The sequence below is a fragment of the Aromatoleum petrolei genome, from assembly GCF_017894385.1.
GTDB lineage: Bacteria > Pseudomonadota > Gammaproteobacteria > Burkholderiales > Rhodocyclaceae > Aromatoleum > Aromatoleum petrolei.
On the sequence record NZ_CP059560.1, the window covers coordinates 1,459,318 to 1,482,656 of the forward strand.

Genomic DNA, 23,339 nt, shown 5'->3' on the forward strand with positions numbered 1-23,339 from the left:
GCAGGGGCGCCGGCGTGGGCGGCGCCCCCTCGGGCGGCGGCTCAGTTGTTGCGCTTGACCTCGGTGTCGAGGACTTCACCGGTGAGGGGCGCCACATCGAGCTCGACCAGTCGGCCTTCCCGGTCAGTGGCCGTTACTTCGAACTTGTCTCCGTCACGCTCGATCTCCTGGATGTCGCGATACCCCATCGCTTCGACCTTGACCTGCGCCTGATGCAAGGTTAATCCCGTGGTCGCCCCCGAGCGGATGTCCTTGTCACGCTTCACTTCAGTCTTGAGGACGGCCCCCGTGACGGGATCGACATCAATCTTCACGAGACGGCCGTCCGCGTTCTTGGCCTTGATCTCGTACTTGTCGTTTTCGCGTTCCAGTTTCGTGAGATCGCGGTAACCCAGGGCTTCGACCTTGAGTTGGACTTCGTGTGGCGTCAGCCATTGGGCGCCGCCGGTGCCGGCTGAATTGCCGGCGGCGAACGCCGATGCGATGACTCCTCCGGCGAGCAGACTCGCGCTTAGGGTGAGGGTGACGATAGACTTATTCGTGCGCATGGTGATTTCTCCAGTTCATTTTGGCTGTGGTCACCATTCGATGACCGTGGCGCAATCCTGAACGGAGCGAACTGAATGCGCGCTGAACGCTCCTGCCGGGTCAGCAATGAGAAGCGAGGCCGCCGCCGCGATCACGCGGGCAAGACCGGGAAGTTTCGCGGACCTTGATGGCCGCAGTCTGAGGTTTGGGCTTGTCAGTCTGCTTCCTGATCGAAGGATTCACTCGAATGTCGGCGCGGGAGTGTAAGCAGTTGGCCGGTTGTGGCCGTAACCCACCACAGGCTTCCCTCAGGCCGCAATTGGAACGAAGAAGGAACTCTCCGCTCGCCCGGCTACACTCACCCCATGTCGATTTCGAAGCCGGACGCCCCACCACGATGTTTGCCAGCCTGAAGGACCTGTTCAACGCACTCACCGATGCGCCCGCCGCCGCGGCGAAGGCCGGTGGCCCCGATCACGCGCTACAGCTTGCGACAGCGGTACTCCTCGTCGAGGTGATGAGGTCGGATGCGGACTACTCTCCGGTCGAGCGCACGACCGTCGTGCAGGCCCTGCGCGACAAGTTCAAGCTGGGTGACGACGAGATCGCGCGGCTGATGGAGCTTGCCGACGCCACGTCGCGCGATGCGCCCGACCTGTACAGTTTCACGTCGCGGCTCAACAAGAGCTTCAGCACCGAGCAGAAGCTGCGCATGGTCGAGTATCTGTGGCAGGTGGCCTACGCGGATGGCACCTTGAGCCATCACGAGAACCACCTCATGCGCAAGCTCGGCGACCTGCTCTACATTCCCCGCGGCGATTTCGTCGCAGCCAAGCAGCGTGGCCGGGCCGCGGCCGGCGTGGCCGAACCGGAGTCCCCGGCGGAATAGTCTCGTCGCCTGCCGCGCGCGGCGCTCATTGATGACGCTGGCGCGCGAGCGCGTCGCGGTCCTGCGCCGACAGCCGCAACCCCAGCGGCGCCAGGCGGCGCAATGCATCGTCGATCTCCCACGGCGCTGCGACCATGCGCTTGCGCCCGTTGCGGAACTCCACGTGCAGCCAATAGGCATCGACGTCCGACGCGTGCCGCAGATAAAGCCGAGCTACGTCCTGCGGCCGGCTCTCCAGCCATGCGAGCCCTTCCTGCTTGCGCGTGCGCCCGAGGAAGCAGGCGGCGGACACGAAGGTCAGCACGGCAGCGGTAACACCAAGGAGTTCGGACATCGTGGGCCTCCAGTTCTGCACAACGAAAGATCGAAGTGGAGGATACCGCGCACTCGCGTTATTAGAACCCCTTAATCTTATTGCCAATAGCTATAAAACAATCTCAGGACGAGACCACGCCCGAGCCGGCGGGATCAGCTTCTCGAATTCCTCGACCACCAGCGGGCGATGGAACAGGTAGCCCTGACCCATCTCGCAGTGCCGCTCCTTCAGGAAGGCGAGCTGCGACTCGGTCTCGATGCCTTCGGCGAGCACTTCGATCCCGAGCGCGTGGGCCATCTCGACAATCGCCACGATGATCGAGCGCTTGCCCGCCTCACCCGCGATGCCCTGCACGAAGCTCTGGTCGACCTTGAGTTCATGCACCGGCAGGCGGCTGAGGTAGGACAAGGACGAGTAGCCGGTCCCGAAATCGTCGATGCTCACCGCAATGCCCTGCCGGGCGAGCCGCTCGAACATCCGCGCCGTGCCGTCGATATCCTCGAGCAGCGTTCCTTCCGTCAGCTCGAGGCAGATCGCACCGGCCGGCACGCCCTGCTGTTCGAGCCGGCGGCACAGCTGGTCGACGAAACCCGGCTCGCGCAACTGCTGCGCGGCGACGTTGATCGAAATGCGCGGCGGCTCCAGCCCGCGCATCCGCCACAGCGCGATCTGCGCCAGCACCTTGGCCATCACGATGTCGTTGATCGACACGATCAGGCCGGCCTCCTCCGCCGCCGGAATGAAACGCGACGGCGACACGTCCCCCAGTTCGGGATCGTGCCAGCGCACCAGCGCCTCGGCGCCGACGAGACGACCGGCCTCGAGGCGGTATTGCGGCTGAAAGACGACGCGGAAGCGGTCACCTTCGATCGCGGCCCGCAATCCGGCGCCAAGGCTCATGCGGGCGCGCGCCTGCTCCTGCATGCCGGCGGCGAAGAAGCGGCAACGATTGCGACCGAGCGCCTTCGCCTCGTGCAGGGCGGCGTCTGCATTCTTCATCAGCACCGACGCGGTATCGCCGTCGGCCGGGAACACGGCGATGCCGATCGAGGCCGCCGCGAACACGTCCTGCCCCTCGATGCAGAACGACGCGCCCAGATAGTCCAGCGTGCGCGCGACCAGTCCGCCCAAGGCCTCCCCGCCCTGCCCTTTCACGACCGCAGCAAACTCGTCGCCGCCGAGCCGGGCAAGCGTGTGCGCATCGGCCAGGCAGCGTCGCAGGCGGTCGGCCACCTGCTCGAGCAGCAAGTCGCCGAAGTCGTGGCCGAGGGTGTCGTTGATGTCCTTGAAGTTGTCGAGGTCGATCAGCAGCACCGCCACGCCCTCCTCCGAATCGAGGTCCTGCGCGAGCGCGTCGGCGAGCCGCTGCGCGAGCAGCCTGCGGTTCGCCAGGCCCGTGAGGCCGTCGTGCGTCGCCAGGAAGGCGAGCCGGCGCTGCAGGTCCTCGACGGCGTCGCCCATCCGTCCGCTGCTCCCGGACTCCGGACGGATTGCCGGAGCTCCTCGCGCGACTGTCCTTGCCGACGGCGAGGACGCCCGGACGGCGGCATCGACTTCACCGCCGACCGGCGCACGCATCGCCGGCTCGGGCAGGGAGACGACGTACCCCAGCAGGCGCCGCCCGCGGAACACCGGCTCGAGCCGCTCCGCGAGCAGCCGTGCCGGCAGGAAGCACTCGGCCTCGGGCTCCGGCACCGCACGCCCGGCGACGGGGATGCGGGTCTCGGCGCTCAACACGACGCCCTCCGCGGCGAGCACCGGCGCCGCGCGCGCATTGGCCTTCACGAGCCGGCCGCGCGCATCGAAGAGCACCACGCCGCTTGCCGCCCCGAGCGCCGCGACACTCGCCTCGAGCAGCTGGAAACGCTCCTCCAGCGCCATCTGCGCGAGCCGGTTCTCGATGCTGTTGGCCGTCGTGACGACGAGCGGCAGCGAGTGCGACGAATAGTCCCGACTCATCCCCGAGATGTCGAGCGCACCGACGACCGAGCCGTCGACCGGATCGCGGATCACGGACGCCGAACAGGTCCAGCGCTGGATCGGCTCGCAGAAGTGCTCGGCGCCATGAACCTGAATCGGTTGCGCAAGCGCGAGCGCCGTGCCGATCGCGTTCGTGCCGATGCCCGATTCGCTCCAGCTCTTCCCCGGCGTCATGCCGAATTCGCCGATCGCCGTGCGCAGGCGCGGGTCGCCCTCCACGTCGAGGACGACACCCATGGAGTCGGTGAGGACCATCACCGTGCCCGTCTGCGCGAGCTGATCGCGCGACTGCATCAGGAAGGGGGCGCTTGCCGCGATCAGCCGCTCGTTGGCGGAGCGCAGCGTGTCGAGATCATCGTGCTCGACGCGCGCCGGCGCCTCGCCGCACGCCGGATCGACCCGCCCCAGCAGGCAACGCCGCCACGACTCGCCGATGACGTCCCGCAGCACCCCGTTCGCGCCATGATGCGTTCCGACCAGCAAGTTGTGCCAGGCGGTCTTCACCTGCGGATTGTTCTCCGGCCGGGATAGTCCAGTCCCTCGCACGCACGTCTCCCAATGACTCGCGAGCTCCGCGGCCCGCTTCACACCCTCGCTCTCGGTTTAGCACCGGCCATGCCGGCACGAAACCCTGTTGCAAGCCGGACGCAATTACGGAGCCGGGCGCGATTCGCTAGGAGGCGGCCACGATCGCGGGCAGCGCCGACATCACCAGATAGGCACCGATCGCCATCAGCAGCATGAACACGAGGCGGCGCATCGTGCGCGCCGCGAGCGGCGGCGGGTATCGGCGCCCGACGATCGTCATGAGGGCCACCACCGGCAAGGCGAGCGCGAACACCACCCAGATCTCCGCATCGAGCCGGCCCTGCATACCGAGATAGACGGAGCGCGTCGCGGACGTGACCGAAAAGAGCAGCAGGAGAATGTTGCGCACCGCCACCGCATCCATCGGCTGGCGATAGAACTGGAAGATCAGCGGCGGCCCCGCGACGCCGAAGAGCCCGCCGCTCAGCCCCGAGAAGAAGCCGCTGGCGGCGAAGCTGAAATCCGACGAGCGCTCGTCGAGCTGCACCGGGCGCAAGGCGAAGCCGATGCTGCCCTGCACGATGACGATGCCGAGGAGAAGCTGCAGGATGCCGGCCGCCGTGGTGCTCAGGAAATCGAGCAACACCACGCCGGCGACGATCGCGGGCAGGATGCCCAGGGTGGCCGCCCGTGCCGCGCGCCAGTCGATGCCGTGCATGCGCCCGGGCAGCGCGACGACGCTGTTCGCCAGCGACACCAGGCTCACGACCGCCGCGACCGTCGCGACCGAGGCGAGCTGCATGCCGCTGGTGGCCCCCATCACGATCATGCCGAGGCCGAAGCCCGTGATCGTCTGGAAATAGGTCGCCACCGCGACGATCAGCAGCAGCGCAAGCAGCGTCCCGCCGTCCATCTCACACCGCTGCCGCCGTCTCGCGCCGCCGCGCGGCTTCCGACGCCTGGGCCTGCACCACCGTCACGGCGATCACGTAGAACACGTCATCGGCACTGCAACCGCGCGACAGGTCGTTGGCCGGCTTGTCCAGCCCCTGCAGCAGCGGCCCGATCGCGACCGCGCCGCCGACCCGCTCGGCCAGCTTGTAGCCGATGTTGCCCGCCTCGAGGTTGGGGAACACCAGCACGTTCGCCCGCCCCTTCACCTGCGAATCCGGCAGCTTGCGGTTGGCGATCTCGGCCACGATGGCCGCGTCGAGCTGCACGTCGCCGTCGATCGCGAGCCCCGGGCGCATCTCGCGCACGCGCTGCGCGGCCGCCACCACCTTGTCCACCGCCGCATGCTTCGCGCTGCCGCTGGTCGAGAAGGACAGCATCGCGACGCGCGGCTCTTCCATCAGCAGGCTGCGTGCGCTGTCGGCCGCCGCCAGCGCGATCTCCGACAGCTCTTCGGCATCCGGGTCGACGACGAGCCCGCAGTCCGAGAAGATCAGCCCGCCCTTCAGGCTGTGAAAGGGCTCGCACAGCATCATCAGGAAGAAGCTCGACACGAGCTTGAACGCCTTGTTCGGACCGATGATCTGGATCGCGGTGCGCACCACGTCGGCGGTCGTGCGCACCGCCCCCGACACCGAACCGTCCGCGTGGCCGAGGCGCACCATCAGGTTCGCGAAGCACAGCGGATCGAGCACGTCGCGTTGGGCCTGTTCCAGCGTCATGCCCTTGTGCGCGCGCAGGCGCAGCAGCACGCGCACGAAACCCTCGGTGAGATGCGAGCGCGCCGGGTCGACCAGCTCGATGCCCGCCAACTCCAGCCCTTCACGGTAGGCGCAGGCCTCGATCGCGGCGCAGCTGCCGACGAGGACGATCTTCGCCGTGCCTTCGCGCGCCGCGCGCACCGCGGCCTGCAGCACGCGCGGGTCGTCGCCCTCGCTGAGCACGATGCGTCGGGGCTCCGCGCGTGCGGTCTCGATGATGCGGTTGATCGCTTTCATTCCATTCACCAAAAAAATGCCGGAACCGAAGGGGTTGGGAGACGACTCGGTTCCGGCCAGGTAACAGCCCCGTCCGGGGAAGCGGGGCCGTGGAGGGAAATACCGGGGATGGAGCACCGCCGGCGCAGCGACGCAGGTCACGCGCCCGCCGACCTCACCGCCCATGTGCCGGTCAGGCGCTGGGGGCGGCAATACGCTTCAGCAACGTTGTACATTCACAACTTTCGATACGTTTCGTTCCGTTATTCGAAACTTGATCGAACTCTAGATGCAAACTCAGGGATGGTCAACTAGTATTCTTATAAACCGGTACGTGGTGTATTATTTATCGAAACTTACCTCAGCGAGATCGCCATGAAGATCACCCGCGCCTCCGCCTCGGAACCCGCCCGCATCGACGGCGACACCCCGACCATGCGGCTTTTCAGCCTGCTGGAAGTCATCGCGGCCAAGGACCAGACGGTCTCGCTGCAAGGCCTCGTCGAGGAAACGGGACTACCGAAACCCACCCTCCACCGCATGCTGCAGCAGCTCGAGTCCGAAGGTCTGCTGCATCGCGAAGGCGATGGCCGCCACTACAGCACCGGCGTGCGCCTGCGCCGTCTCGCGGAGAGTCTGCTGCTCAACAGCACCACCCACGGCGCGCGACATGTCGTGCTGCGCCAGCTGGTCGAGGAGGTCGGCGAAAGCTGCAACATCACGGCCTTCTCGGGCAGCGAGGTGATGTACCTCGACCGCCTCGAATCGACCGCACCGCTGCGCTTCTACCTCCATCCGGGTTCGCGCGTGCCGGCCCACTGCTCCGCCACCGGCAAGCTCTTCCTCGCGCAGATGACGCCGGCCCAGCGCCGGCGCCTGCTCGCCTACGCGCCGCTGGAAAAGTTCACGCCGAACACGATTACCGATCTCGAGGCGCTCGAACGCGAGATCGAGGAGGTCAGGCGCAACGGTTACGCGCTCGACAACGAGGAATTCCTGCCCGGCCTGCTGTGCATCGGCGTGCTCGTTCCGACCCAGCGCAAGCAGTCCAACATGGGCCTCGCGATCCAGGCGCCGATCATGCGGCTCACGCGCGAGAAGGCCTTGCAGTTCCTGCCCTCCCTGCAGCGCGCCGCGACGGCGCTCGCCAACATCGAAGGGAACGAACCGGACGCGGAGGAGGCCGAGGGGTGACGCCTACCGCGGGCCAGCTAGTCAGGATTGCGCAGTCCCACTGCGCCGTGCCCGCGATGCCCGTCGGCCCCACACGAGCACGTAGTGCGTGCCCGACCACAGGATGGTCACGAAGGTCGCGAGCGTCAGCGCAGTGAGCCACGCTCCGCGATCGACCAGGCCCGCGCCAAGTGCGAGGACGCTCGCGAGCAGCAGGAACTCGAGCGCCGTATTGAGCTTCGACATCGTGCTCGGGGCCATCTCCACCATCCCGATCAGGTAGTGATAGGCAAGCGCCCCGCTCACGATCACGACATCCCGCATCACGACCGCGGCCGCGAGCCACCACGGCAGCCGTCCGTCGAACGCGAGCAGCAGCGTCACTGTCAGCATGGTCAGCTTGTCGGCGACCGGATCGGCGATCGCGCCGAAACGCGTGCGCAGGTTCCAGTGGCGCGCGATCAGGCCGTCGGCAAGATCCGACAGCGCCGACACGACAAACAGCGCCAACGCGATGCCGAACTCGCCTTGCCGCAGCAGCACGGCAAGCGGAAATATCAGCGCGACACGCAGCAGGGTGATGGTGTTGGGGATATTGAGCATCTGGCCGGACCATCGTGAGCTCCACGCCCACATTATGCATGGTCGGCCGACTCCCTCCGCCGATGTCGCTTCAGGCTGCCCGGTACTAACGCACGAAGCGCCGGCTTTCGCGCACCACCGCGTCGAGCAGCGCCTGCTTCTCCGCCAGCACCTGCTTGCCCTCCTCGCGCGCGACGGGATGGTCCTGCGCGTCGAACACGCTGTAGCGGAAGAAGGAGCTGCGCGTGTAGGGGAAGGAGATCTTGTGCTCGCCGTCGAAGATCCCCATGTAGTCGTACTCGCCCAGCACGAGATTGTCCGCGGTGTGATCCAGCGTATCCGCGGAACTGTAGCTGCGCGACGGAGCGCTCACGCCGAGGTACTCCAGCAGCGTCGGCGAGATCTGCAGATGCGAGGTGCGGTGCGTTACGACCTGCGGCTGCTGGCCGGGCAGGCGGATCACCAGCGGCACGCGGATCTGCTCCTCGGGGAAGGTGTTGCCGTGGCCGTGGCCCCAGTGCCCCTTCTCCATGAACTCCTCGCCGTGATCGCCGGAGAACAGGATCACCGTATTGTCGAGTTCGCCCTGCGCCCGCAGGTGGTCCAGCAGGCGTCCGATCTGCGCGTCGACGTGATGCGCGGCGTTGATATAGCGCGCATGGATCGCATCGATGTTGTCGCGCAGGTCGAGCTTCATGTAGTCGAGCTGACGCAGGTAGTCCGCGCGCAGGGCGGTTTCCTCGGGGAAGGTGTAGGGCGCATGGGTCGACTCGAAGAACATGAAGCCGTAGAAGGGCTTGTCCTGACTGCGGCGGTCGAACTTGCCGATCAGGTCGTCGATGTTCTGCGCGTCGCGTCGCCACGGTTCGCCCTTCTGCAACTCCTGCAGGTTGGCCTCCGGCACGCCTGAGAACACCGTGTGGCGCAGCTCGGGATAGTCGAAGCTCTGGCTGGTGTGGATCGCGAGCTGGTAGTCGTGGTCGCGCAGGAAGTTCATCAGCGCCGGTGCGACGCGCTGCCGCTCGAAGCTGTACCAGTAAGGCGCATACAGCCCGTAGAACATCGAAAACAGCCCCATGCGCGTGCGGTTGCCGCCGCTGTAATGCTGCTCGTAGCGCGTGCCCTCCTGCGACAGCTTCCACAGGTTGGGCGTGATCTCCGGGCTCAACAGGTCCCAGCGGAAGGATTCTCCGACCAGCATGATGAGATTGGGGCGCTTCGCGACCTCCTTCGCCGGAAGGTCATGACCGGGATATTCGACGGTACCGCCCGCCAGGCGCAGCTCCTTCACGGCCGCCTGTTCGATACCCATGCGCTTGAACACCTTGCGCGCGCCGGTGTGCAGGTGGAAGGGTATCGCCTCGGCCGCCTGCAGGTAGTCCTCCTTCCCCACATGCTCGCTGTAGGCGTACACGACCTCCTCCACCGAGAGCACCGAGAACAGCACCACAACGGCCATGACCAGCGTGCGCGGCGAAGGCGCCCAACCGTGCGTGACGTGGCGGTACAGCAGCACCAGCGCGGCGCCACACAGGATCGGGAAGACCGACACCTGCATCGCCAGCGAGCGTGTCGTCGCCTCCGTCGCACCCAGCGCCTCGATGCCCCCCGGTGTCGTGAGCAGGTTCCACACGAAGGCGTTGAAGTGGAACTGGTACAGTTCATACAGGCGGTAGTCGGCAAAGATCGCCAGCAGCACGGCGCTGCCGCCGACGAAGGCCACCGCGTAGGGCACCCGCACGCGCCATCCCGGAAAACTGCGCAGCAGCCGGCCCAGCGCCGAGCTCAGGATCCACAGCGGCGCGACGTACAAGCCTGCATAGCCCGCCGTTGCCGCAACGAGGAATACGCGCGCTCCGGCCGCCCCCACTTCGGCATGCGGCCAAAAGAGCGCGATCATCGCGAAAACGGCGACGTAGAGCAGCGCGTAGTAGCGCCTCAGCACGAGCTGGGTGAGGGGAAAGGGCATGGGCGGTTCCCGTTGCGTCGATCGGACGGTTTTATCAGCGCGTCAGAATGACGACCGCGCCGTCAAACGCCCGTCGAACGCATGTCAAGACATTGTGAAACCGGCGCGCCGCCCCGCTCGCCCCCTATCCTGCCCTCGCCGCCAGCAAGGTCAGCGCATGCAGCAGCAGTCCGATCGCGCCCCCCACCAGCGTCCCGTTCAGGCGGATGAACTGCAGGTCGCGCCCGACGCTCAGCTCCAGTTCGCGCACCAAGTCCTCGTCCTTCCAGCCGCGTATCGTCGAGGCGATGTGGTCGGCCAGGCCGTCGCGGAAATCGTCCGCCAGCGCGACGACCGCCGACTGCAGGTGATCGTCGAGCGAATCGTGCAGCGCCGGATTGGCGGCGATCGTCACACCGAAGGCCATCGCGGCGCTGCGCAGGCGCGTCGCGAGATGCGAGTCGGCACGCTGCAGGTCGCTGCGCAGCCACGTCTTCATATCGTCCCACAGCCCGTTCAGGTACTCGGCCATCGCCGGGTGCGCGAGCATGTCGCGCTTGGCCGCCTCGATCCGCGCCGCCAGATCCGCGTCCGTCTTCAGGCGCTCGATGAACTCCGCCACCGATTCGTCGAACGCCAGCCGGCGCGGATGCTGCGGATCGTCACCGATGTCGTGCAGCCAGCCGTTGATGCCGCGCACGATGCTCCCCGCGATGCGGCGCGAGAACTCCTCGGTGTCGGTCACGAGGCCCACCGCCCGCAACACCTTCGGATACTCCTTGCCGGCCACCTCGACGATCATCGCCGCGAACGCCGCCTGCACCTCGGGGGCGTCCAGCCAGCGCGCCAGGCGCGCGAGGGCTGCGTCCAGCACCTCCTGATGGCGATCGTCGGCCGTCAGCCCGTCGAGGATCTGTCCCGACATCGCCGACAGGTCGAGGTCCTTCAAGCGCCCGCGAATCGCAGCGGCGAGGAAGCGGCGCACGCGCGCGTCGTCGATGAAGTCCAGCCAGCCGGCGAGCGCCGACGCCAGCTTGCCCGCCATCAGCGCCGCGTTGTCCGGCTGCTGCAGCCACACCGCCAGGCGGCCGGCCGGATCGAAGGCGCGCAGCTTGCGCACGATGGTATCGGTGGCGAGGAACTTGTCGCGGATGAAGGCCGCCAGGTTGCCCGCGATGCGCTCCTTGTTCGCCGGGATGATCGCCGTGTGCGGGATGGGCAGGCCGAGCGGATGCCTGAACAGGGCAACGACGGCAAACCAGTCGGCCAGCGCGCCGATCATCGCCGCCTCGGCGAAGGCCGCGACCCAGCCCCAGATGCCCACGCCGTGCTGCAGGCGGGCCAGCACGAACAGGAGCGTCACCGTCGAGAGCAGCGCGAGCGCGACGCGCTTCATCTTCGCCAGCTCGCGGGCCTTGGCCGCCGCCGTGCCGCTCATTCCGCCACCTCCCGCCCGGTCCCCGAGCAAACTCTCACAGTCGTGGAAAGCAGACCTGCCATACTTCCGCGCTCCATGCCACAGCCCATGCAATCAGCTTACACGCGCAGGCGCCCCATCGGACAACGAGCCCCTTCGCGCCCACGGAACCGAGCACCCGGCCGCGCCCCTTCATTGCGACATGCGCCGGACGCCAGACGTCAGCGACGAAGTTGTAACCGGGTTCCGTTGCGCCGCATCGCAAACGCCGCTGAACAGGCTCGGCACGCTTCTTGAGCCGATGGCGACGACATGGGGAGGCTAAAGTTGCCCCGGCGGAAGTCAGGAAACAACTACTTACATTATCCCCTGACGCCTTACCCGATGCGGATTACACTAGCACTCGCAAATACGCGGGAATTTTTACCACGTTGATGTGTTCACCGATCAAGGCGGGGTGAAATTTCCCGCCTTCCGGAACCGGCTGACGGCACCACCGGTGAGTATCTCCCGCAACAACGGAACAATGCCCCGACCTACCCCTTAGAAGTCTGTTAGGAGATTGCACATGGCAACGATCACCCTCGCCCCGTCCGTATCGACCGACCATGCCGACGACCTGGCCGGAGACATCAGCTCCACCACCGTTGTGTCGGCCACGACCTCGCAGATCACGCTCAGCCTGACCTATGAGGGCGACGACCTGCCGCACGCGAGCACTCTCGTGATCAACGGCAATTTCCCCGCCAGCGATCTGAGCGCGGGCACGATCTCCTCCCTCGATTTCCGCGATGGGGGCGGCGCTTCGCTGATGCTTGTCAGCGATCTGTCCCTCACGACCACGCAGTTCAGCGCCCTCCTGCTCAATGAAGAGCTCTTCGAGGACTTCGTGGAAGACATCGTGCACGCGCAGTTCCCCGGCACCGACTTCGATGACCATGGCGGCCACAAGGACGACGACACCTACAACGGGACCGGCAGCGACGACACCGTGCACTATGATGATTCGTCGAAGAAAGTCACCGTTAACCTCACGAGCGGCTCGTCCCGCGGCCAGGGCACCGACACCCTCATCGGCATCGAGAACATCGTCGGCTCGCGCGGCAGCGACAACATCACCGGCAGCGATCTCGACAACGTGCTCGATGGCAACGACGGTAACGACAAGCTGTTCGGCCTCGCGGGCGACGACCAACTCCTCGGCGGCAAGGGTAACGATCACCTCTCCGGCGGCGACGGTGACGACGACCTGCTCGGCGACCGCGGCAACGACCAACTCGATGGCGGCGCCGGGAACGACTTCCTCGACGGTGACGACGGCAACGACAAGCTGACCGGCGGCGACGGCGACGACGAGATCCACGGCGGCAGCGGCAACGACAATATCAGCGCCGGGAGTGGTTTCAATGTCGTCGATGCAGGCAGCGGCAACGACAAGATTACCGCCGGCGACGACGACGACATCATCGACGGCGGCGCAGGCAACGACACCATCATGTCCGGCGGCGGCAACGACACCATCAACGGCGGCGCCGGCAAGGACAACATCAAGGCCGGAGCCGGCGACGACTTCATCGACGGCGGCGCCGATGCGGACAAGATGGCTGGCGGTGACGGCAACGACACCTACGTCGTCGACAACGCCAAGGACAAGATCGTCGAGCAAGCCGGCCAAGGCAACGACACGGTGATCGCCTCGTCCGACTTCAGTCTGGCGAAGCTCGCCAACGTCGAGAACATTGAGCTCACCGGCACTGGCGCATTCAGCGCAACCGGCAACGCCGGCGCCAACATCCTCGACGGCAACGCGGGTTCGAACGTCCTCGCCGGCGGCGCAGGCGCCGACGTGTTCGTGTTCGATGACCTCACCGGCACCGACACGATCACCGACTTCGTCAGCGGCACCGACGAAATCTGGATCGACAACAGCGTGTTCACCGCCTTCACCACCGATGGTGCCCTCGCGGCCGGCAACTTCGTCAGCGGCGCAGGCGCGGTGGCTCTGGAAGCCGACGACCTGCTAGTCTTCGACACGTCCAACGGCGCGCTGTACTACGACGCCGACGGCAACGGCGCAGACGCTGCGGTGCAAATCGCAACGCTGAGCGCCGGAACACTGACGGCGGACGACGTCACCGTCATCTGACCGCTACGCATCCGTGGCTGCACCGGGGCAAGCGCTCCCGCCGAATCCGGCGGGGCGTCTGCCCCGTTTCCATTAACGACCGCGCCGCCCTCAGGCCCCGCGCCCCTCGCTCACCGCCTCTCGCGCATTCTCGTCCGCATTACGGCTCCGGCGTAGCGACAGCACGATCGCGCCGCCGATGATCGCCGCCACCACCCCAAGCGACACGGCCGCAGGGATCTTGATCACGTCGATCAGCAACATCTTCGTGCCGATGAACACCAGCACCAGCGCCAGGCCGTACTTCAGCAGCGAGAAGCGGTCCGCCATGCCCGCCAGCAAGAAGTACATCGCGCGCAGGCCCAGGATCGCAAACACGTTGGAGGTCAGCACGATGAAGGGGTCGGTCGTGATCGCGAAGATCGCCGGGATCGAGTCCACCGCGAAGATCACGTCCGAGATCTCCACCAGCACCAGGGCGAGGAACAGCGGGGTCACGTAACGCACCAGACGTCCGCCCTCGCTGCGCATCACGAAGAAACGCTCGCCTTCGAGGTGGTCGGTGATGCGCATGTGCCCGCGCAGCCAGCGGATCAACGGATTGTTCGCGAGATCGGGCTGCGCCTCGGCGAACCACCACATCTTCACCCCGGTGAAGAGCAGGAACGCCCCGAACACGTACAGGATCCAGTGGAACTTCGCGATGAGCCACACGCCGGCAAAGATCATCACCGTGCGCAACACGATCGCGCCGATCACGCCGTAAGCCAGCACACGCTTCTGCAGTTCGAGTGGTACTGCGAAGAAGCCGAACAGCATCAGCCACACGAACACGTTGTCGACCGCGAGCGACTTCTCGATCAGGTAGCCGGTCAGGAATTCCAGCGTCTTCTGATTAGCGACCTCGCGTCCGAGCGAACCGTCGAGGTAACCCCACAAACCCGCCGCAAAGACCAGCGACACCGCCACCCATACGCCAGACCAGCTCGCCGCCTCGCGAAAGCTCACGCGATGCTGGCGTCCCCCGCCAACCACGAACAGGTCCACCGCGAGCATCGCCAGGACGATGCCGAAGAAGCCTGCCCACATCCACCATGTACCGACTGTTTCCATGAGTTCTCTCCTTGCCGGATCCGCCAGTCCGTCCTGCCCGCGCCGCACGCGCAAAAAACAGAACGGCCCTTTGTCCTGCGAGGACGAAGGGCCGTGGATACGACAAGGGGACCTCCGCCATCGCGGCAAAGGTCTTGCTCGCAGCCGTCAGGAAACGACTGCCCGGGCGCCGGGCAACCCCTGCGCGGGGACTGCCGGATTGACGACGCCGCGGCGGAGAGCTACTCCCCCTTGGGACAGGGGAAAAATAGAACGTCGGTAGTCATTAGTCAAGGTGGCCCGGCTCGAGCCCTCCGACGGGCAGTGTGACCTCGACGGCGAGTCCCGGACAGGCATTGCGCGCAGAAACCCATCCGCCGTGGGCTTCGACGATGCCCCGCACCAGCGCCAGGCCGACGCCGGCCCCGTCCGCGGCACTGCGACTCTCGTCGATACGGAAGAATCGCTCGAACAACCTGGGCAATGCAGTTTCGGGAACCCCCGAACCGTGGTCACGCACGCACAGCACCACCCCCTCCCCGCCCGTCGCAAGATCCAGCGCGATCGTTCCCGCGCCGTGCTTGAGGGCATTTTCGATCAGGTTCTGCAGCACCTGGAACAGCAGATCGGGGTCGCCACGCACGCTTGTCGGCGCGAGCGTGCCGACAAGCGTCCTGCCCTCGGCCGCGGCAAGCGGCTCGTAGAGTTCGATGGCATCGGCGGCGAGCGCGGCGAGATCGACCGCCTGCCATTTCGGCCCGAGTGCACCGGCCTCGATGCGCGCCAGGCTGAGGAGCGCCGCAAAGGTACGCAGCAGCGCGTCCGTCTGCGCCCCCAGCCCCTCGAGCCGTTCGAGCAGGATCCGATCCCGTGCCGCGGCCTCGCGCGCCTCGTCGATCGCACGCCGCAAGGCGATCAGCGGCCGACGCATGTCGTGCGCGATCGCGCTGGAAACGTGGCGCGACGCGTCCACGAGCCTCTCGATTTCGTCAAAGGCGCGGTTGAAGCGTCGCGCCAACGCATCCAGTTCGTCATGGCGCGTGCTGAGGCTCAGGCGCTGCGCGAGGTGGCCTTCCTGGATGCGGGCCGCCTCGCGCGCCAGCGTCTCGAGCCGACGATGGAGATGCTGCATGAAGAACCCGCCGATCGCAGCCGCAACGACGATGATCAGCGCCGCGGAACCCCACAGCCGGGTGGTCATGTGCTGTTGGTAGGACTCCAGCGGCGAATGGCGCCCCACGAGCAGGCGGTCGCCGCCGAACAGCACGAACACCTGCCCTTCCAGCGTGCTCCCGTCGGGCTCGCCGACGTGGAACCACGCTTCGTCGGCCGCCGGCACGCCGTCGGGCCAGGCGGCAAGATTTCCGACCACGACGCGCCCGTCACGGTCGGTCAGCAGGTACACGGCATCGCGATCCGCAGCGGCGTCCACGCGGCGCTGCAGGGCGTCGCGCAGGCCGGCGAGTCCGCGCTCGTGAAAGTGCTCGTCCAAACCGTTGATCTCGAGCGTGATCGCGGCACGCACCTCGTTACGGATATGCCCCTCCGCCTCACGGAACAACGGATAGAACAGCAGCGCGACGATCAGGGCGATCGCGGCCGGCAGGGCGATGGCGAAACGGTGGAACGGGCTGCCGAACCAGGCACGCAGCCGGCCCGCACCGCCCTCACGCGACATCGGCGCTAAGGCGGTAGCCGGCGCCGCGCACCGTGTGGATCAGCGGCGGCAGGTCCGCCAGGTCGATCTTCGCGCGCAGGTTGGAGATATGCACGTCGATGACGTTGGTCTGGGGATCAAAATGGTAGTTCCACACGGCCTCAAGCAGCATCGCGCGCGTGACGACCTGATCCGAATGGCGCAGCAGGAACTCGAGCAACTGGAATTCCTTCGGCTTGAGCTCGATCTTTCGTCCGCCGCGCGTGACGCTGCGACGCAGCAGATCCATCTCCAGATCAGCGACGGCGAGCCGCGTGCGCGCCGTACCGTCCGTCGCCGCGCCGCCGCGCCGCGCGAGAGCCTCGAGGCGCGCGACGAGCTCGATCAGCGAGAAGGGCTTGACGAGGTAGTCGTCTCCGCCCGCGCGCAATCCGGCGACGCGGTCATCCACTTCGCCCAGGGCGCTGAGCACCACGACCGGGGTCACGACGTTCGACGCGCGCAAGGTGCGCAGCACCGTCAGGCCGTCGACGCGCGGCAGCATGCGGTCGAGCACGAGCGCATCGTAGCTTTCGGTGGTCGCGAGGAACAGGCCGTCGCGGCCGTCGGCAGCGACGTCCACGACGTGCCCAGCTTCCTGCAAGCCCTTGCGGATATAGGCGGCCTGCTGCGGATCGTCTTCGACGAGGAGTATCTTCATTTTCTTCTGCGCGGTCCGGCGTCGTGAATCAGGCGGACGACCACGCCACCGTCCGGGGTGATCGCACTCGCGCGCAGTTTATTCCGGTCGGCGCGCAACAGGCTATCGATCGTGCATTCGCCCGCGGGCAAGACGAGCCGGTCGCGACCGGGCACGAGATGATTGTCGCGCAACACAAGCACCGACGGGACCTCGTCGGCGGCGACGCTGCATTGGCCCGCCAGGCGGATCACATAGGGTTCGTCGACCCCCAGCCAGATGATTGCAGCATGCGGCTCGAGCGCGTGCCAGCCATACACGCGGAACACACGCACCGCGCGCTGCGGGCCTGCACCGCCTGCCACCAATTGCGATGAATTGGCGGCGGGCTCGCCCGCGGCCGACTCCCATCCGGCCGCGGGGGCATTCGCGTGAAGTGCGAACGCCCCCAGCAGGGCAAGCCTCGACCAGGTGGCCGCGAGACGCCACGGTCGCGTCGCGAGGAAGGACCGAGCCATGGGCAGGCGGCCGGGCGCGACCGGACGGACACCCCACGGATCCGTTCCGGTCAGCACTTCGATCAGTTGGCGGTCGGCGCCGTCGCCTTGGCGGCGGACTTCTTCGCAGCAACCTTCTTGTGGCTCACCTTCTTGTGCTTGACGACTTTCTTCGCCGAGGTGGCGGCCATACCCTGGTCGGCAGGGGCGGTAGCGTCGGCCGGAGCGGCGGCTGAAGCGGACAATGCGAAGGCGGCGGCGGTCGCGGCGATCAGGGCCTTGATGTATTTCGGGTTCATGGTGACTCTCCTGTACGGTTGGTGACGACGATTGCGTCGTGAGGAGAGTCTGTGCCCGCGCGCATTAAGCCCCCGCTCGCGCAGGATTAAGAAAAAATCATATTAAGGCGCTGTCTTCAGCGCCGCCGGACCATCTCGCGGATGATCGCGGAAAACTGCTCTGCCGTTTCATGACGCACGAACGCCGGACCCAGCAGCGGCGGCAGCCAGAAATCGGGCTGCACCTCGGCGTGGTAGCGCAGCAGCGTGCCCCCCGGTTCGGCGTCCAGCCGCATCAGGCTTTCCATGCGCTTCACATTCCCCCCGACGCCCTGCGCGCGGATCTCGCTCGGCGGGAAGAAGCGGATCTCGCGCACGGACTCGAAATTCGTCCAGAACACGCCATAGCCCGCGACCCCGCTCTGCTGCACGCGGACGTAGCCGTCGCCGCGCTCGGTCACCCGGCTCGTGCGCACGTTCGGCACGAAACCGGCCATGTGATCGAAATCGGTCAGAACCTCCCACGCCAACGCGGGAGTCACCGGCGCGTGCGCAAGCATGTCAACGGTGAAGCCGTTCGCGCTGCGCTCGACACGCACATCCTTGTCCGCGACCGCTGCTGCGTCGTCGAGCGCCGGCGCGCAAGGAGCCCAGGACAGGCTGAGGAACAACGGCAAGCAGCGACGCAGCAGAAGGCGCATGAGGGATACTCGATCGGACGATGGGCAGTGCGGCGATCGCTTAGAATATTCGAAAAGCGTCTGCCGCCCCCATCCCGCAAAAATGAGACTGCTGCTGATCGAAGACGACCCGATGATCGGTGCCGGCGTGCAGCAGGCACTGCGCCAGGACGGCTATGCCGTCGACTGGGTGCGCGACGGCGTGGCGGGCGAACTTGCGGCGCGCGACACCCCCTACGATCTCCTGATGCTCGACATCGGCCTGCCGCGCCGCGACGGCATCGAACTGCTGCAGCGCCTGCGTGCGGCAGGGCACGCGGTGCCGGTGCTCGTGCTCACGGCCCGCGACGCGGTCGCCGACCGCATCCGCGGGCTGGACGCCGGCGCCGACGACTACCTCGTCAAACCCTTCGACCTCGATGAGCTCTCGGCCCGCGTGCGGGCGCTGCTGCGCCGCCAGCGCGGCCAGGCGAGTCCCGTCCTGACGCTCGGAGCCTTGCAGGTCGATGCCGCGAGCCATGCGGTCACGCTCGCAGGCGAACCGGTGCGGCTCTCGGCGCGCGAATTCGCCCTGCTGTCGGCGCTGCTGGAACACCCCGGCCGGCCGCTGTCGCGCAGCCAGATCGAGGAGCGCATCTACGGCTGGGATGAGGAAGTCGACAGCAACGCCGTCGAGGTGCACATCCATTCGCTGCGCCGCAAGCTCGGCGCGGACTGGATCCGTAACCTGCGCGGCGTCGGCTATTACGTGCCGGAACGGCCATGAATTCGCTGCGGCGCACACTGCTGTTCTCGCTGCTCGGGGCCCTGGTGCTGGTGTTCGCGATCGGCGGCATCGCGACCTATCGCATGGCGCACAACGAGATCGACGCACTGATGGACTACAACCTGCGCCAGTTCGCGCTTTCGCTGCGCGACCGGCGCCTGGCGGAGCCTAACGTCGCCCCCCTTGCGCCGCCTGAGGAGTCGCTGGATCTCGTGATCCAGATCTGGGACGACACCGGCGTCCGCCTGTACCTCTCGCACCCGCACACCGCCCTGCCCGCCCGCGCGCAGCTCGGCTACACGACGGTCACGACGTCCGAGGGCGACTGGCGCGTGTACTCCATTCCTCTGCTCGACCACGTGATCCAGATCGCACAGCCGATGGCCGTGCGCAGCCGCCTCGCTGCCCACGCGGCGCTGCGCACGCTGATCCCGCTGGTGGCGCTGATGCCGCTTTTGGGCGCCCTGATCTGGTATCTGGTCGGCCACGGCCTGCGCCCGCTCGAGCGCCTCGCACAGGAGGTGTCCACGCGCCGCGCCGATTCGCTCGACGCGCTGCCCCTGAAAGGCATTCCCGACGAGGCACAGCCGCTGGTGCGGGCGCTCAATGATCTGCTGCAGCAACTGCGGCAGGCGCTCAGCGTGCAACGCGCCTTCGTCGCCGATGCAGCGCACGAGCTGCGCACGCCGCTGGCCGCGCTGCAGATCCAGCTGCAATTGTGCGAACGGGCGCGCGACGACGTCACGCGTGCCGCAGCACTCGGCGAGCTGCGCACGGGCCTGACCCGCGCTGCGCACCTGGTGCAGCAACTCCTGACACTCGCCCGGCAGGAGCCCGGAGAGGGAGCAGCGATACCGCACGAACGCGTCGTGCTCGCCGACATCGCGCGCAAGTCGCTCGCCGATCACACAACCCTGGCGCACGAACTCGGCATCGACCTCGGCGCCGAACTGCTCGACGACGCCCTCGTGACGCAGGGCGACCCCGCCGCGCTGCGCACCCTGGCCGGCAACCTGATCGACAATGCAATCCGCTACACGCCTCGCGGCGGCCGGGTGGACGTGTCGGTCGGAAAAGGCGAAGGCCGATGTTGGCTGCGCGTCGACGACAGCGGACCGGGCATCCCGCCCGAGGAGCGCGACCGCGTGCTGGATCGTTTCTACCGCCCCGCCGGCCAGCAGGCGTCGGGCAGCGGTCTCGGCCTGGCGATCGTCGACAGCATCGCCCGGCGCCACGATGCGCGCGTGGTCCTGAATGCCTCGCCGTTGGGCGGCCTGCGCATCGCGGTGGGATTCCCGCCGACCTGAGGCACGGCAAATTCAGCATTCCCTTAAGTTTGATTTAAGTCAGAGCCTCGTAGAGTGCCAACATCGTCCCGCTCCGTTCATGCGGGATGGGAGGATACGGATCATGTCATTGCAGGCGCTCAAGTTACCCGTCATTGTCGCGGCGATTGCCGCGACGCTATGGGGCGGCTATGAAATAGGCCGCTCCGTCGACCAGCCCCCCAGCGCGACCACCCCCGCGGTCGCGCGCAAGGGTGGTCAGCCGTACGCGGCCGCATCGCTGCCGGACTTCGGCAGCATCGTCGATTCCTACGGCCCCGCGGTCGTGAACATCAGCGTCGAGGGCACCGTGAAGACCGCCGCGCGCGGTCGCACGCCCTTCGGCCAGTTCGACCCGGACGACCCGTTCTCGGAATTCTTCCGCCGCTTCGCCCCGCGCGGCCAGGGCAAGCCGGGCGAGCAGATCACGCACGGCCAGGGCTCGGGCTTCATCGTCAGCACCGACGGCATCGTGCTCACCAACGCGCACGTGGTCGCCAACGCCGACCATGTCACGGTGAAGCTCACCGACAAGCGCGAGTTCACCGCCAAGGTCATCGGCATCGACAAGCCGACCGACATCGCGGTGCTGCGCATCGACGCGCAGGACCTACCGACCGTGCCGCTCGGCGACCCCTCCGACATCCGCGTCGGCGACTGGGTGCTCGCGATCGGTTCGCCCTTCGGCTTCGAGAACAGCGTCACCGCGGGCATCGTCTCGGCGAAGTCGCGCTCGCTGCCCGACGAGGGTTACGTGCCCTTCATCCAGACCGACGTCGCGATCAACCCCGGCAACTCGGGCGGACCGCTGCTCAACCTGAAGGGCGAGGTCGTCGGCATCAATTCGCAGATCTACAGCCAGTCGGGCGGCTATCAGGGCTTGTCCTTCGCGATCCCGATCAGCGTCGCGGCGCACGTCAAGGACCAACTGCTCGCACAGGGCAAGGTCACGCGCGGACGCTTGGGCATCGCGATCCAGGACCTCAACCAGGGCCTGGCCGATTCGTTCGGGCTGTCGGTCGCGCGCGGCGCACTCGTGAGTCATGTCGAACCGGGCAGCCCCGCGGCCGCGGCCGGGATCGAACCGGGCGACGTCGTGCTGAAGTTCAACGGCGAGGCAATCGCATCGTCCGCGGAGCTTCCGCCGCGCGTCGCGGTGATCACGCCGGGCAAGCCGGTGCAGCTGCAGATTTGGCGCAAACGCAAGGCGCTGGAGATCACTGTCACCGTCGGCGAGCAGCAGCCCGAGAAGGTGGCGGCCGCGGAAACTCCGCCCGATGACGGCGGGCGCCTCGGCGTATCGGTGCGTCCGCTGACGGCCGACGAACAGAAGGAGGCGGAAACGCGCGGCGGGCTTCTGGTACTAGACTCATACGGTCCCGCGGCCCGCGCCGGCATCGAGGAGGGCGACGTGATCCTCGCGGTGAACGGCAAGCACGTGAACCGCGTGGACGATCTGCGCCAGCAGCTCACCGACGCCGGCAAGCACGTTGCGCTGCTGATCCAGCGCGACGATGCGCGCATCTTCGTGCCGATCGAACTGGGCTGAAGCCGCCACGATTGCCGACTGTCGCCCTGCGTCAGTGCCCCGGGGGACGACAGTCTGTCAGCCTGAGGGGCACCGCATGGACGGCCGGGCAGGCGTCGCCCCCCCTGCCCCCTGCCCGGCGAGTCCTGCGGCACGCGATCGGTTGCCGCGAGCCCGACCGAAATCGCGCACCACGCCGTTCGCCTTCCCTGCTCCCCGTCGTTTTCCCCGCATGCTCGTCGCCCGCATCGAAGCCCTGATCTATCGCATCCTGCGCTTCGCCGCGGCCGGGCATCGACTGCTGCTCGCTTGCAGCGCGCTGTCCTTCGTCGGCACGCTGACGGCGGCCTGGCCGGTGACCGCCGTGGTCGTGCCGGCGACATTGATGGCCGCGGGGCGCTGGCGCGCGATCAGCGGGGTGGCCGCACTCGGCAGCGCGATCGGCGCGACCGTGCTGATGGTGGTTTTTCACCATCTGGGCTGGACGCAGCTCTACGAGCGCTTTCCGGAGCTCGCGACCGACCCGTCCTGGGTGCAGGCGGTCGACTGGGGAAAGCGCTACGGTACCGCCGCGCTGTTCCTGATCGCCGCGTCGCCCCTGCCGCAGACGCCCGCGCTGATGTTCTTCGGTGCAATGCGTCCGGATTACGCTGGCGTGTTCATGGCAATGCTCGCCGGCAAGCTGCTGAAGTACGGCATCTTCGCGTGGATCTCGAGCCACTTCCCGGAGCGCGTCGGCCGCTCGCTCGGCGCCCTGCGGCGGCGCGGCCGCAAGCAGGGCACAGGGGACAGCGACGTGTAACTCGTCTCAGGACTTGGCGCCTGCCTGCGGATCCTCGATCTCCTCCCAGCCGGTGATCATCGCCTTGAGATGGCTGCTCCACGTATGCCCCGTGGTGATCACATACACATGCACGATGAAGAAGCCGAGCATGAGGAAGGCGCCTATCGTGTGCAGCACGGCGACCACGCCCAGGTCGAGCCCGAGACCGGCGGCATTGATCTCGTTGTAATAGAGATAAGCGAGCCCACTCAGCCAGATCAGCGGATTGATCATCAGCTTCACATTGAGGTAGGCGAGGCGCTGCAGCGGGTTGTGCTTCCGCAGTTGGGTCAGGCGGAAAGGATGCGGCGCATGCGTGAAGATGCCGCTCAGGTAGTAGCGCAGCATCGCGACGAGGTTCTCGGTGGTCGGGATGTACTGCCGCCATTCGCCGGTCGTGAAGTGCCAGAAGATCGCGAACACCCACAGCGCGATCAGCGCCCAGGCCGCGCTGGTATGCAGCTCGCTGGCGTCGCCGTAGCCCAGCAGGGTGTAGGTGCCATGGATCTCGAAGCCGGTGACCATCATCAGGATGATGAGCAGCGCCTGCGACCAGTGCCAGAAGCGTTCGAAGCGCTTGAAGATGTAGATGCGTTCCAT

22 protein-coding genes are annotated in these 23,339 nt (G+C 66.9%); 7 read left to right on the plus strand and 15 right to left on the minus strand.

The genetic code is table 11. The features are described from left to right. Positions 1 to 41 precede the first annotated feature (41 nt). Positions 42 to 548: a PepSY domain-containing protein gene (locus tag ToN1_RS06685; RefSeq protein ID WP_169207611.1), complete on the minus strand. Its 507-nt coding sequence runs from the start codon at positions 546 to 548 to the stop codon at positions 42 to 44. 377 nt (positions 549 to 925) lie between these two features. Between ToN1_RS06685 and ToN1_RS06690 the strand changes: the two genes are divergently transcribed. Further along, positions 926 to 1,417, plus strand: a complete 492-nt coding sequence (locus tag ToN1_RS06690; RefSeq protein WP_169207612.1) for a tellurite resistance TerB family protein — start codon at positions 926 to 928, stop codon at positions 1,415 to 1,417. 25 nt (positions 1,418 to 1,442) lie between these two features. Here ToN1_RS06690 and ToN1_RS06695 read toward each other — a convergent pair whose 3' ends face one another. The 4 genes from ToN1_RS06695 to pta form a co-directional block, all read right to left on the minus strand. Further along, positions 1,443 to 1,751 carry a hypothetical protein gene (locus ToN1_RS06695; protein WP_169207613.1) on the minus strand — a complete coding sequence of 103 codons (309 nt, stop codon included), beginning with the start codon at positions 1,749 to 1,751 and terminating at the stop codon, positions 1,443 to 1,445. Positions 1,752 to 1,841: 90 nt separating this feature from the next. Beyond that, positions 1,842 to 4,217, minus strand: a complete 2,376-nt coding sequence (locus ToN1_RS06700) for an EAL domain-containing protein (RefSeq protein WP_169207614.1) — start codon at positions 4,215 to 4,217, stop codon at positions 1,842 to 1,844. 169 nt (positions 4,218 to 4,386) lie between these two features. Then, positions 4,387 to 5,154, minus strand: coding sequence for a sulfite exporter TauE/SafE family protein (locus ToN1_RS06705; RefSeq protein ID WP_169207615.1), 768 nt, complete (start codon positions 5,152 to 5,154; stop codon positions 4,387 to 4,389). A 1-nt stretch (position 5,155) separates the two neighbouring features. Further along, on the minus strand, positions 5,156 to 6,190 hold the full coding sequence (gene pta, locus ToN1_RS06710) for a phosphate acetyltransferase (protein ID WP_169207616.1): 1,035 nt from the start codon (positions 6,188 to 6,190) through the stop codon (positions 5,156 to 5,158). 354 nt (positions 6,191 to 6,544) lie between these two features. Between pta and ToN1_RS06715 the strand changes: the two genes are divergently transcribed. Further along, a complete protein-coding gene (locus ToN1_RS06715) occupies positions 6,545 to 7,363 on the plus strand; it encodes an IclR family transcriptional regulator (RefSeq protein WP_169207617.1) in 819 nt (272 codons plus the stop codon). Between the two features lie 21 nt (positions 7,364 to 7,384). Here the strand turns inward: ToN1_RS06715 and ToN1_RS06720 are convergent, their stop codons facing one another. From ToN1_RS06720 to ToN1_RS06730, 3 genes are all read right to left on the minus strand, one after another. After that, complete coding sequence (locus ToN1_RS06720) at positions 7,385 to 7,945, minus strand: CDP-alcohol phosphatidyltransferase family protein (RefSeq protein ID WP_169207618.1); 561 nt, start codon at positions 7,943 to 7,945, stop codon at positions 7,385 to 7,387. Positions 7,946 to 8,030: 85 nt separating this feature from the next. Beyond that, on the minus strand, positions 8,031 to 9,893 hold the full coding sequence (locus ToN1_RS06725) for a sulfatase-like hydrolase/transferase (protein ID WP_169207619.1): 1,863 nt from the start codon (positions 9,891 to 9,893) through the stop codon (positions 8,031 to 8,033). Positions 9,894 to 10,017: 124 nt separating this feature from the next. After that, positions 10,018 to 11,310 carry a DUF445 domain-containing protein gene (locus ToN1_RS06730; protein ID WP_169207620.1) on the minus strand — a complete coding sequence of 431 codons (1,293 nt, stop codon included), beginning with the start codon at positions 11,308 to 11,310 and terminating at the stop codon, positions 10,018 to 10,020. 547 nt (positions 11,311 to 11,857) lie between these two features. Between ToN1_RS06730 and ToN1_RS24890 the strand changes: the two genes are divergently transcribed. After that, positions 11,858 to 13,435, plus strand: coding sequence for a calcium-binding protein (locus ToN1_RS24890; protein ID WP_169207621.1), 1,578 nt, complete (start codon positions 11,858 to 11,860; stop codon positions 13,433 to 13,435). A 90-nt stretch (positions 13,436 to 13,525) separates the two neighbouring features. On the opposite strand, the gene ToN1_RS06740 is transcribed toward ToN1_RS24890, so the two are convergent. From ToN1_RS06740 to ToN1_RS06765, 6 genes are all read right to left on the minus strand, one after another. Further along, positions 13,526 to 14,527, minus strand: a complete 1,002-nt coding sequence (locus ToN1_RS06740) for a TerC family protein (RefSeq protein WP_169207622.1) — start codon at positions 14,525 to 14,527, stop codon at positions 13,526 to 13,528. A 265-nt stretch (positions 14,528 to 14,792) separates the two neighbouring features. Further along, on the minus strand, positions 14,793 to 16,184 hold the full coding sequence (locus tag ToN1_RS06745; protein WP_169207623.1) for a HAMP domain-containing sensor histidine kinase: 1,392 nt from the start codon (positions 16,182 to 16,184) through the stop codon (positions 14,793 to 14,795). Then, positions 16,174 to 16,863: a response regulator transcription factor gene (locus ToN1_RS06750; RefSeq protein ID WP_169207624.1), complete on the minus strand. Its 690-nt coding sequence runs from the start codon at positions 16,861 to 16,863 to the stop codon at positions 16,174 to 16,176. Before ToN1_RS06750 ends, ToN1_RS06745 begins: the two co-directional genes overlap by 11 nt. Continuing rightward, the gene (locus ToN1_RS06755; RefSeq protein ID WP_169207625.1) at positions 16,860 to 17,360 is read right to left on the minus strand and encodes a DUF6491 family protein; all 501 of its coding nucleotides are present in this window, start codon (positions 17,358 to 17,360) and stop codon (positions 16,860 to 16,862) included. The genes ToN1_RS06750 and ToN1_RS06755 overlap by 4 nt, the downstream gene beginning before the upstream one ends. Positions 17,361 to 17,422: 62 nt before the next feature. After that, positions 17,423 to 17,638: a hypothetical protein gene (locus ToN1_RS06760; RefSeq protein ID WP_169207626.1), complete on the minus strand. Its 216-nt coding sequence runs from the start codon at positions 17,636 to 17,638 to the stop codon at positions 17,423 to 17,425. 116 nt (positions 17,639 to 17,754) lie between these two features. Further along, entirely contained in the window at positions 17,755 to 18,318 is a 564-nt protein-coding gene (locus ToN1_RS06765) for an SRPBCC family protein (RefSeq protein WP_169207627.1), read from the minus strand. An 82-nt stretch (positions 18,319 to 18,400) separates the two neighbouring features. Here ToN1_RS06765 and ToN1_RS06770 point away from each other — a divergent pair, with 82 nt between their 5' ends. The 4 genes from ToN1_RS06770 (at position 18,401) to ToN1_RS06785 (ending at position 22,718) form a co-directional block, all read left to right on the plus strand. After that, complete coding sequence (locus ToN1_RS06770) at positions 18,401 to 19,063, plus strand: response regulator (protein ID WP_169207628.1); 663 nt, start codon at positions 18,401 to 18,403, stop codon at positions 19,061 to 19,063. Then, entirely contained in the window at positions 19,060 to 20,370 is a 1,311-nt protein-coding gene (locus ToN1_RS06775; RefSeq protein WP_169207629.1) for an ATP-binding protein, read from the plus strand. Before ToN1_RS06770 ends, ToN1_RS06775 begins: the two co-directional genes overlap by 4 nt. Positions 20,371 to 20,473: 103 nt before the next feature. After that, entirely contained in the window at positions 20,474 to 21,937 is a 1,464-nt protein-coding gene (locus tag ToN1_RS06780; RefSeq protein ID WP_169207630.1) for a DegQ family serine endoprotease, read from the plus strand. Positions 21,938 to 22,148: 211 nt separating this feature from the next. After that, a complete protein-coding gene (locus ToN1_RS06785; RefSeq protein WP_169207631.1) occupies positions 22,149 to 22,718 on the plus strand; it encodes a hypothetical protein in 570 nt (189 codons plus the stop codon). A gap of 6 nt (positions 22,719 to 22,724) precedes the next feature. Here ToN1_RS06785 and ToN1_RS06790 read toward each other — a convergent pair whose 3' ends face one another. After that, positions 22,725 to 23,339, minus strand: a complete 615-nt coding sequence (locus ToN1_RS06790) for a cytochrome b/b6 domain-containing protein (protein ID WP_169126197.1) — start codon at positions 23,337 to 23,339, stop codon at positions 22,725 to 22,727.

What these genes read in the sequence shown, in the direction of transcription:
- ToN1_RS06685 (WP_169207611.1), bottom strand. Translation starts at nt 548, where the DNA reads ATGCGCACGAATAAGTCTATCGTCACCCTCACCCTAAGCGCGAGTCTG.
- ToN1_RS06690 (WP_169207612.1), top strand. Translation starts at nt 926, where the DNA reads ATGTTTGCCAGCCTGAAGGACCTGTTCAACGCACTCACCGATGCGCCC.
- ToN1_RS06695 (WP_169207613.1), bottom strand. Translation starts at nt 1,751, where the DNA reads ATGTCCGAACTCCTTGGTGTTACCGCTGCCGTGCTGACCTTCGTGTCC.
- ToN1_RS06705 (WP_169207615.1), bottom strand. Translation starts at nt 5,154, where the DNA reads ATGGACGGCGGGACGCTGCTTGCGCTGCTGCTGATCGTCGCGGTGGCG.
- pta (WP_169207616.1), bottom strand. Translation starts at nt 6,190, where the DNA reads ATGAAAGCGATCAACCGCATCATCGAGACCGCACGCGCGGAGCCCCGA.
- ToN1_RS06715 (WP_169207617.1), top strand. Translation starts at nt 6,545, where the DNA reads ATGAAGATCACCCGCGCCTCCGCCTCGGAACCCGCCCGCATCGACGGC.
- ToN1_RS06720 (WP_169207618.1), bottom strand. Translation starts at nt 7,945, where the DNA reads ATGCTCAATATCCCCAACACCATCACCCTGCTGCGTGTCGCGCTGATA.
- ToN1_RS06725 (WP_169207619.1), bottom strand. Translation starts at nt 9,893, where the DNA reads ATGCCCTTTCCCCTCACCCAGCTCGTGCTGAGGCGCTACTACGCGCTG.
- ToN1_RS06730 (WP_169207620.1), bottom strand. Translation starts at nt 11,310, where the DNA reads ATGAGCGGCACGGCGGCGGCCAAGGCCCGCGAGCTGGCGAAGATGAAG.
- ToN1_RS24890 (WP_169207621.1), top strand. Translation starts at nt 11,858, where the DNA reads ATGGCAACGATCACCCTCGCCCCGTCCGTATCGACCGACCATGCCGAC.
- ToN1_RS06740 (WP_169207622.1), bottom strand. Translation starts at nt 14,527, where the DNA reads ATGGAAACAGTCGGTACATGGTGGATGTGGGCAGGCTTCTTCGGCATC.
- ToN1_RS06745 (WP_169207623.1), bottom strand. Translation starts at nt 16,184, where the DNA reads ATGTCGCGTGAGGGCGGTGCGGGCCGGCTGCGTGCCTGGTTCGGCAGC.
- ToN1_RS06750 (WP_169207624.1), bottom strand. Translation starts at nt 16,863, where the DNA reads ATGAAGATACTCCTCGTCGAAGACGATCCGCAGCAGGCCGCCTATATC.
- ToN1_RS06755 (WP_169207625.1), bottom strand. Translation starts at nt 17,360, where the DNA reads ATGGCTCGGTCCTTCCTCGCGACGCGACCGTGGCGTCTCGCGGCCACC.
- ToN1_RS06760 (WP_169207626.1), bottom strand. Translation starts at nt 17,638, where the DNA reads ATGAACCCGAAATACATCAAGGCCCTGATCGCCGCGACCGCCGCCGCC.
- ToN1_RS06765 (WP_169207627.1), bottom strand. Translation starts at nt 18,318, where the DNA reads ATGCGCCTTCTGCTGCGTCGCTGCTTGCCGTTGTTCCTCAGCCTGTCC.
- ToN1_RS06770 (WP_169207628.1), top strand. Translation starts at nt 18,401, where the DNA reads ATGAGACTGCTGCTGATCGAAGACGACCCGATGATCGGTGCCGGCGTG.
- ToN1_RS06775 (WP_169207629.1), top strand. Translation starts at nt 19,060, where the DNA reads ATGAATTCGCTGCGGCGCACACTGCTGTTCTCGCTGCTCGGGGCCCTG.
- ToN1_RS06780 (WP_169207630.1), top strand. Translation starts at nt 20,474, where the DNA reads ATGTCATTGCAGGCGCTCAAGTTACCCGTCATTGTCGCGGCGATTGCC.
- ToN1_RS06785 (WP_169207631.1), top strand. Translation starts at nt 22,149, where the DNA reads ATGCTCGTCGCCCGCATCGAAGCCCTGATCTATCGCATCCTGCGCTTC.
- ToN1_RS06790 (WP_169126197.1), bottom strand. Translation starts at nt 23,339, where the DNA reads ATGGAACGCATCTACATCTTCAAGCGCTTCGAACGCTTCTGGCACTGG.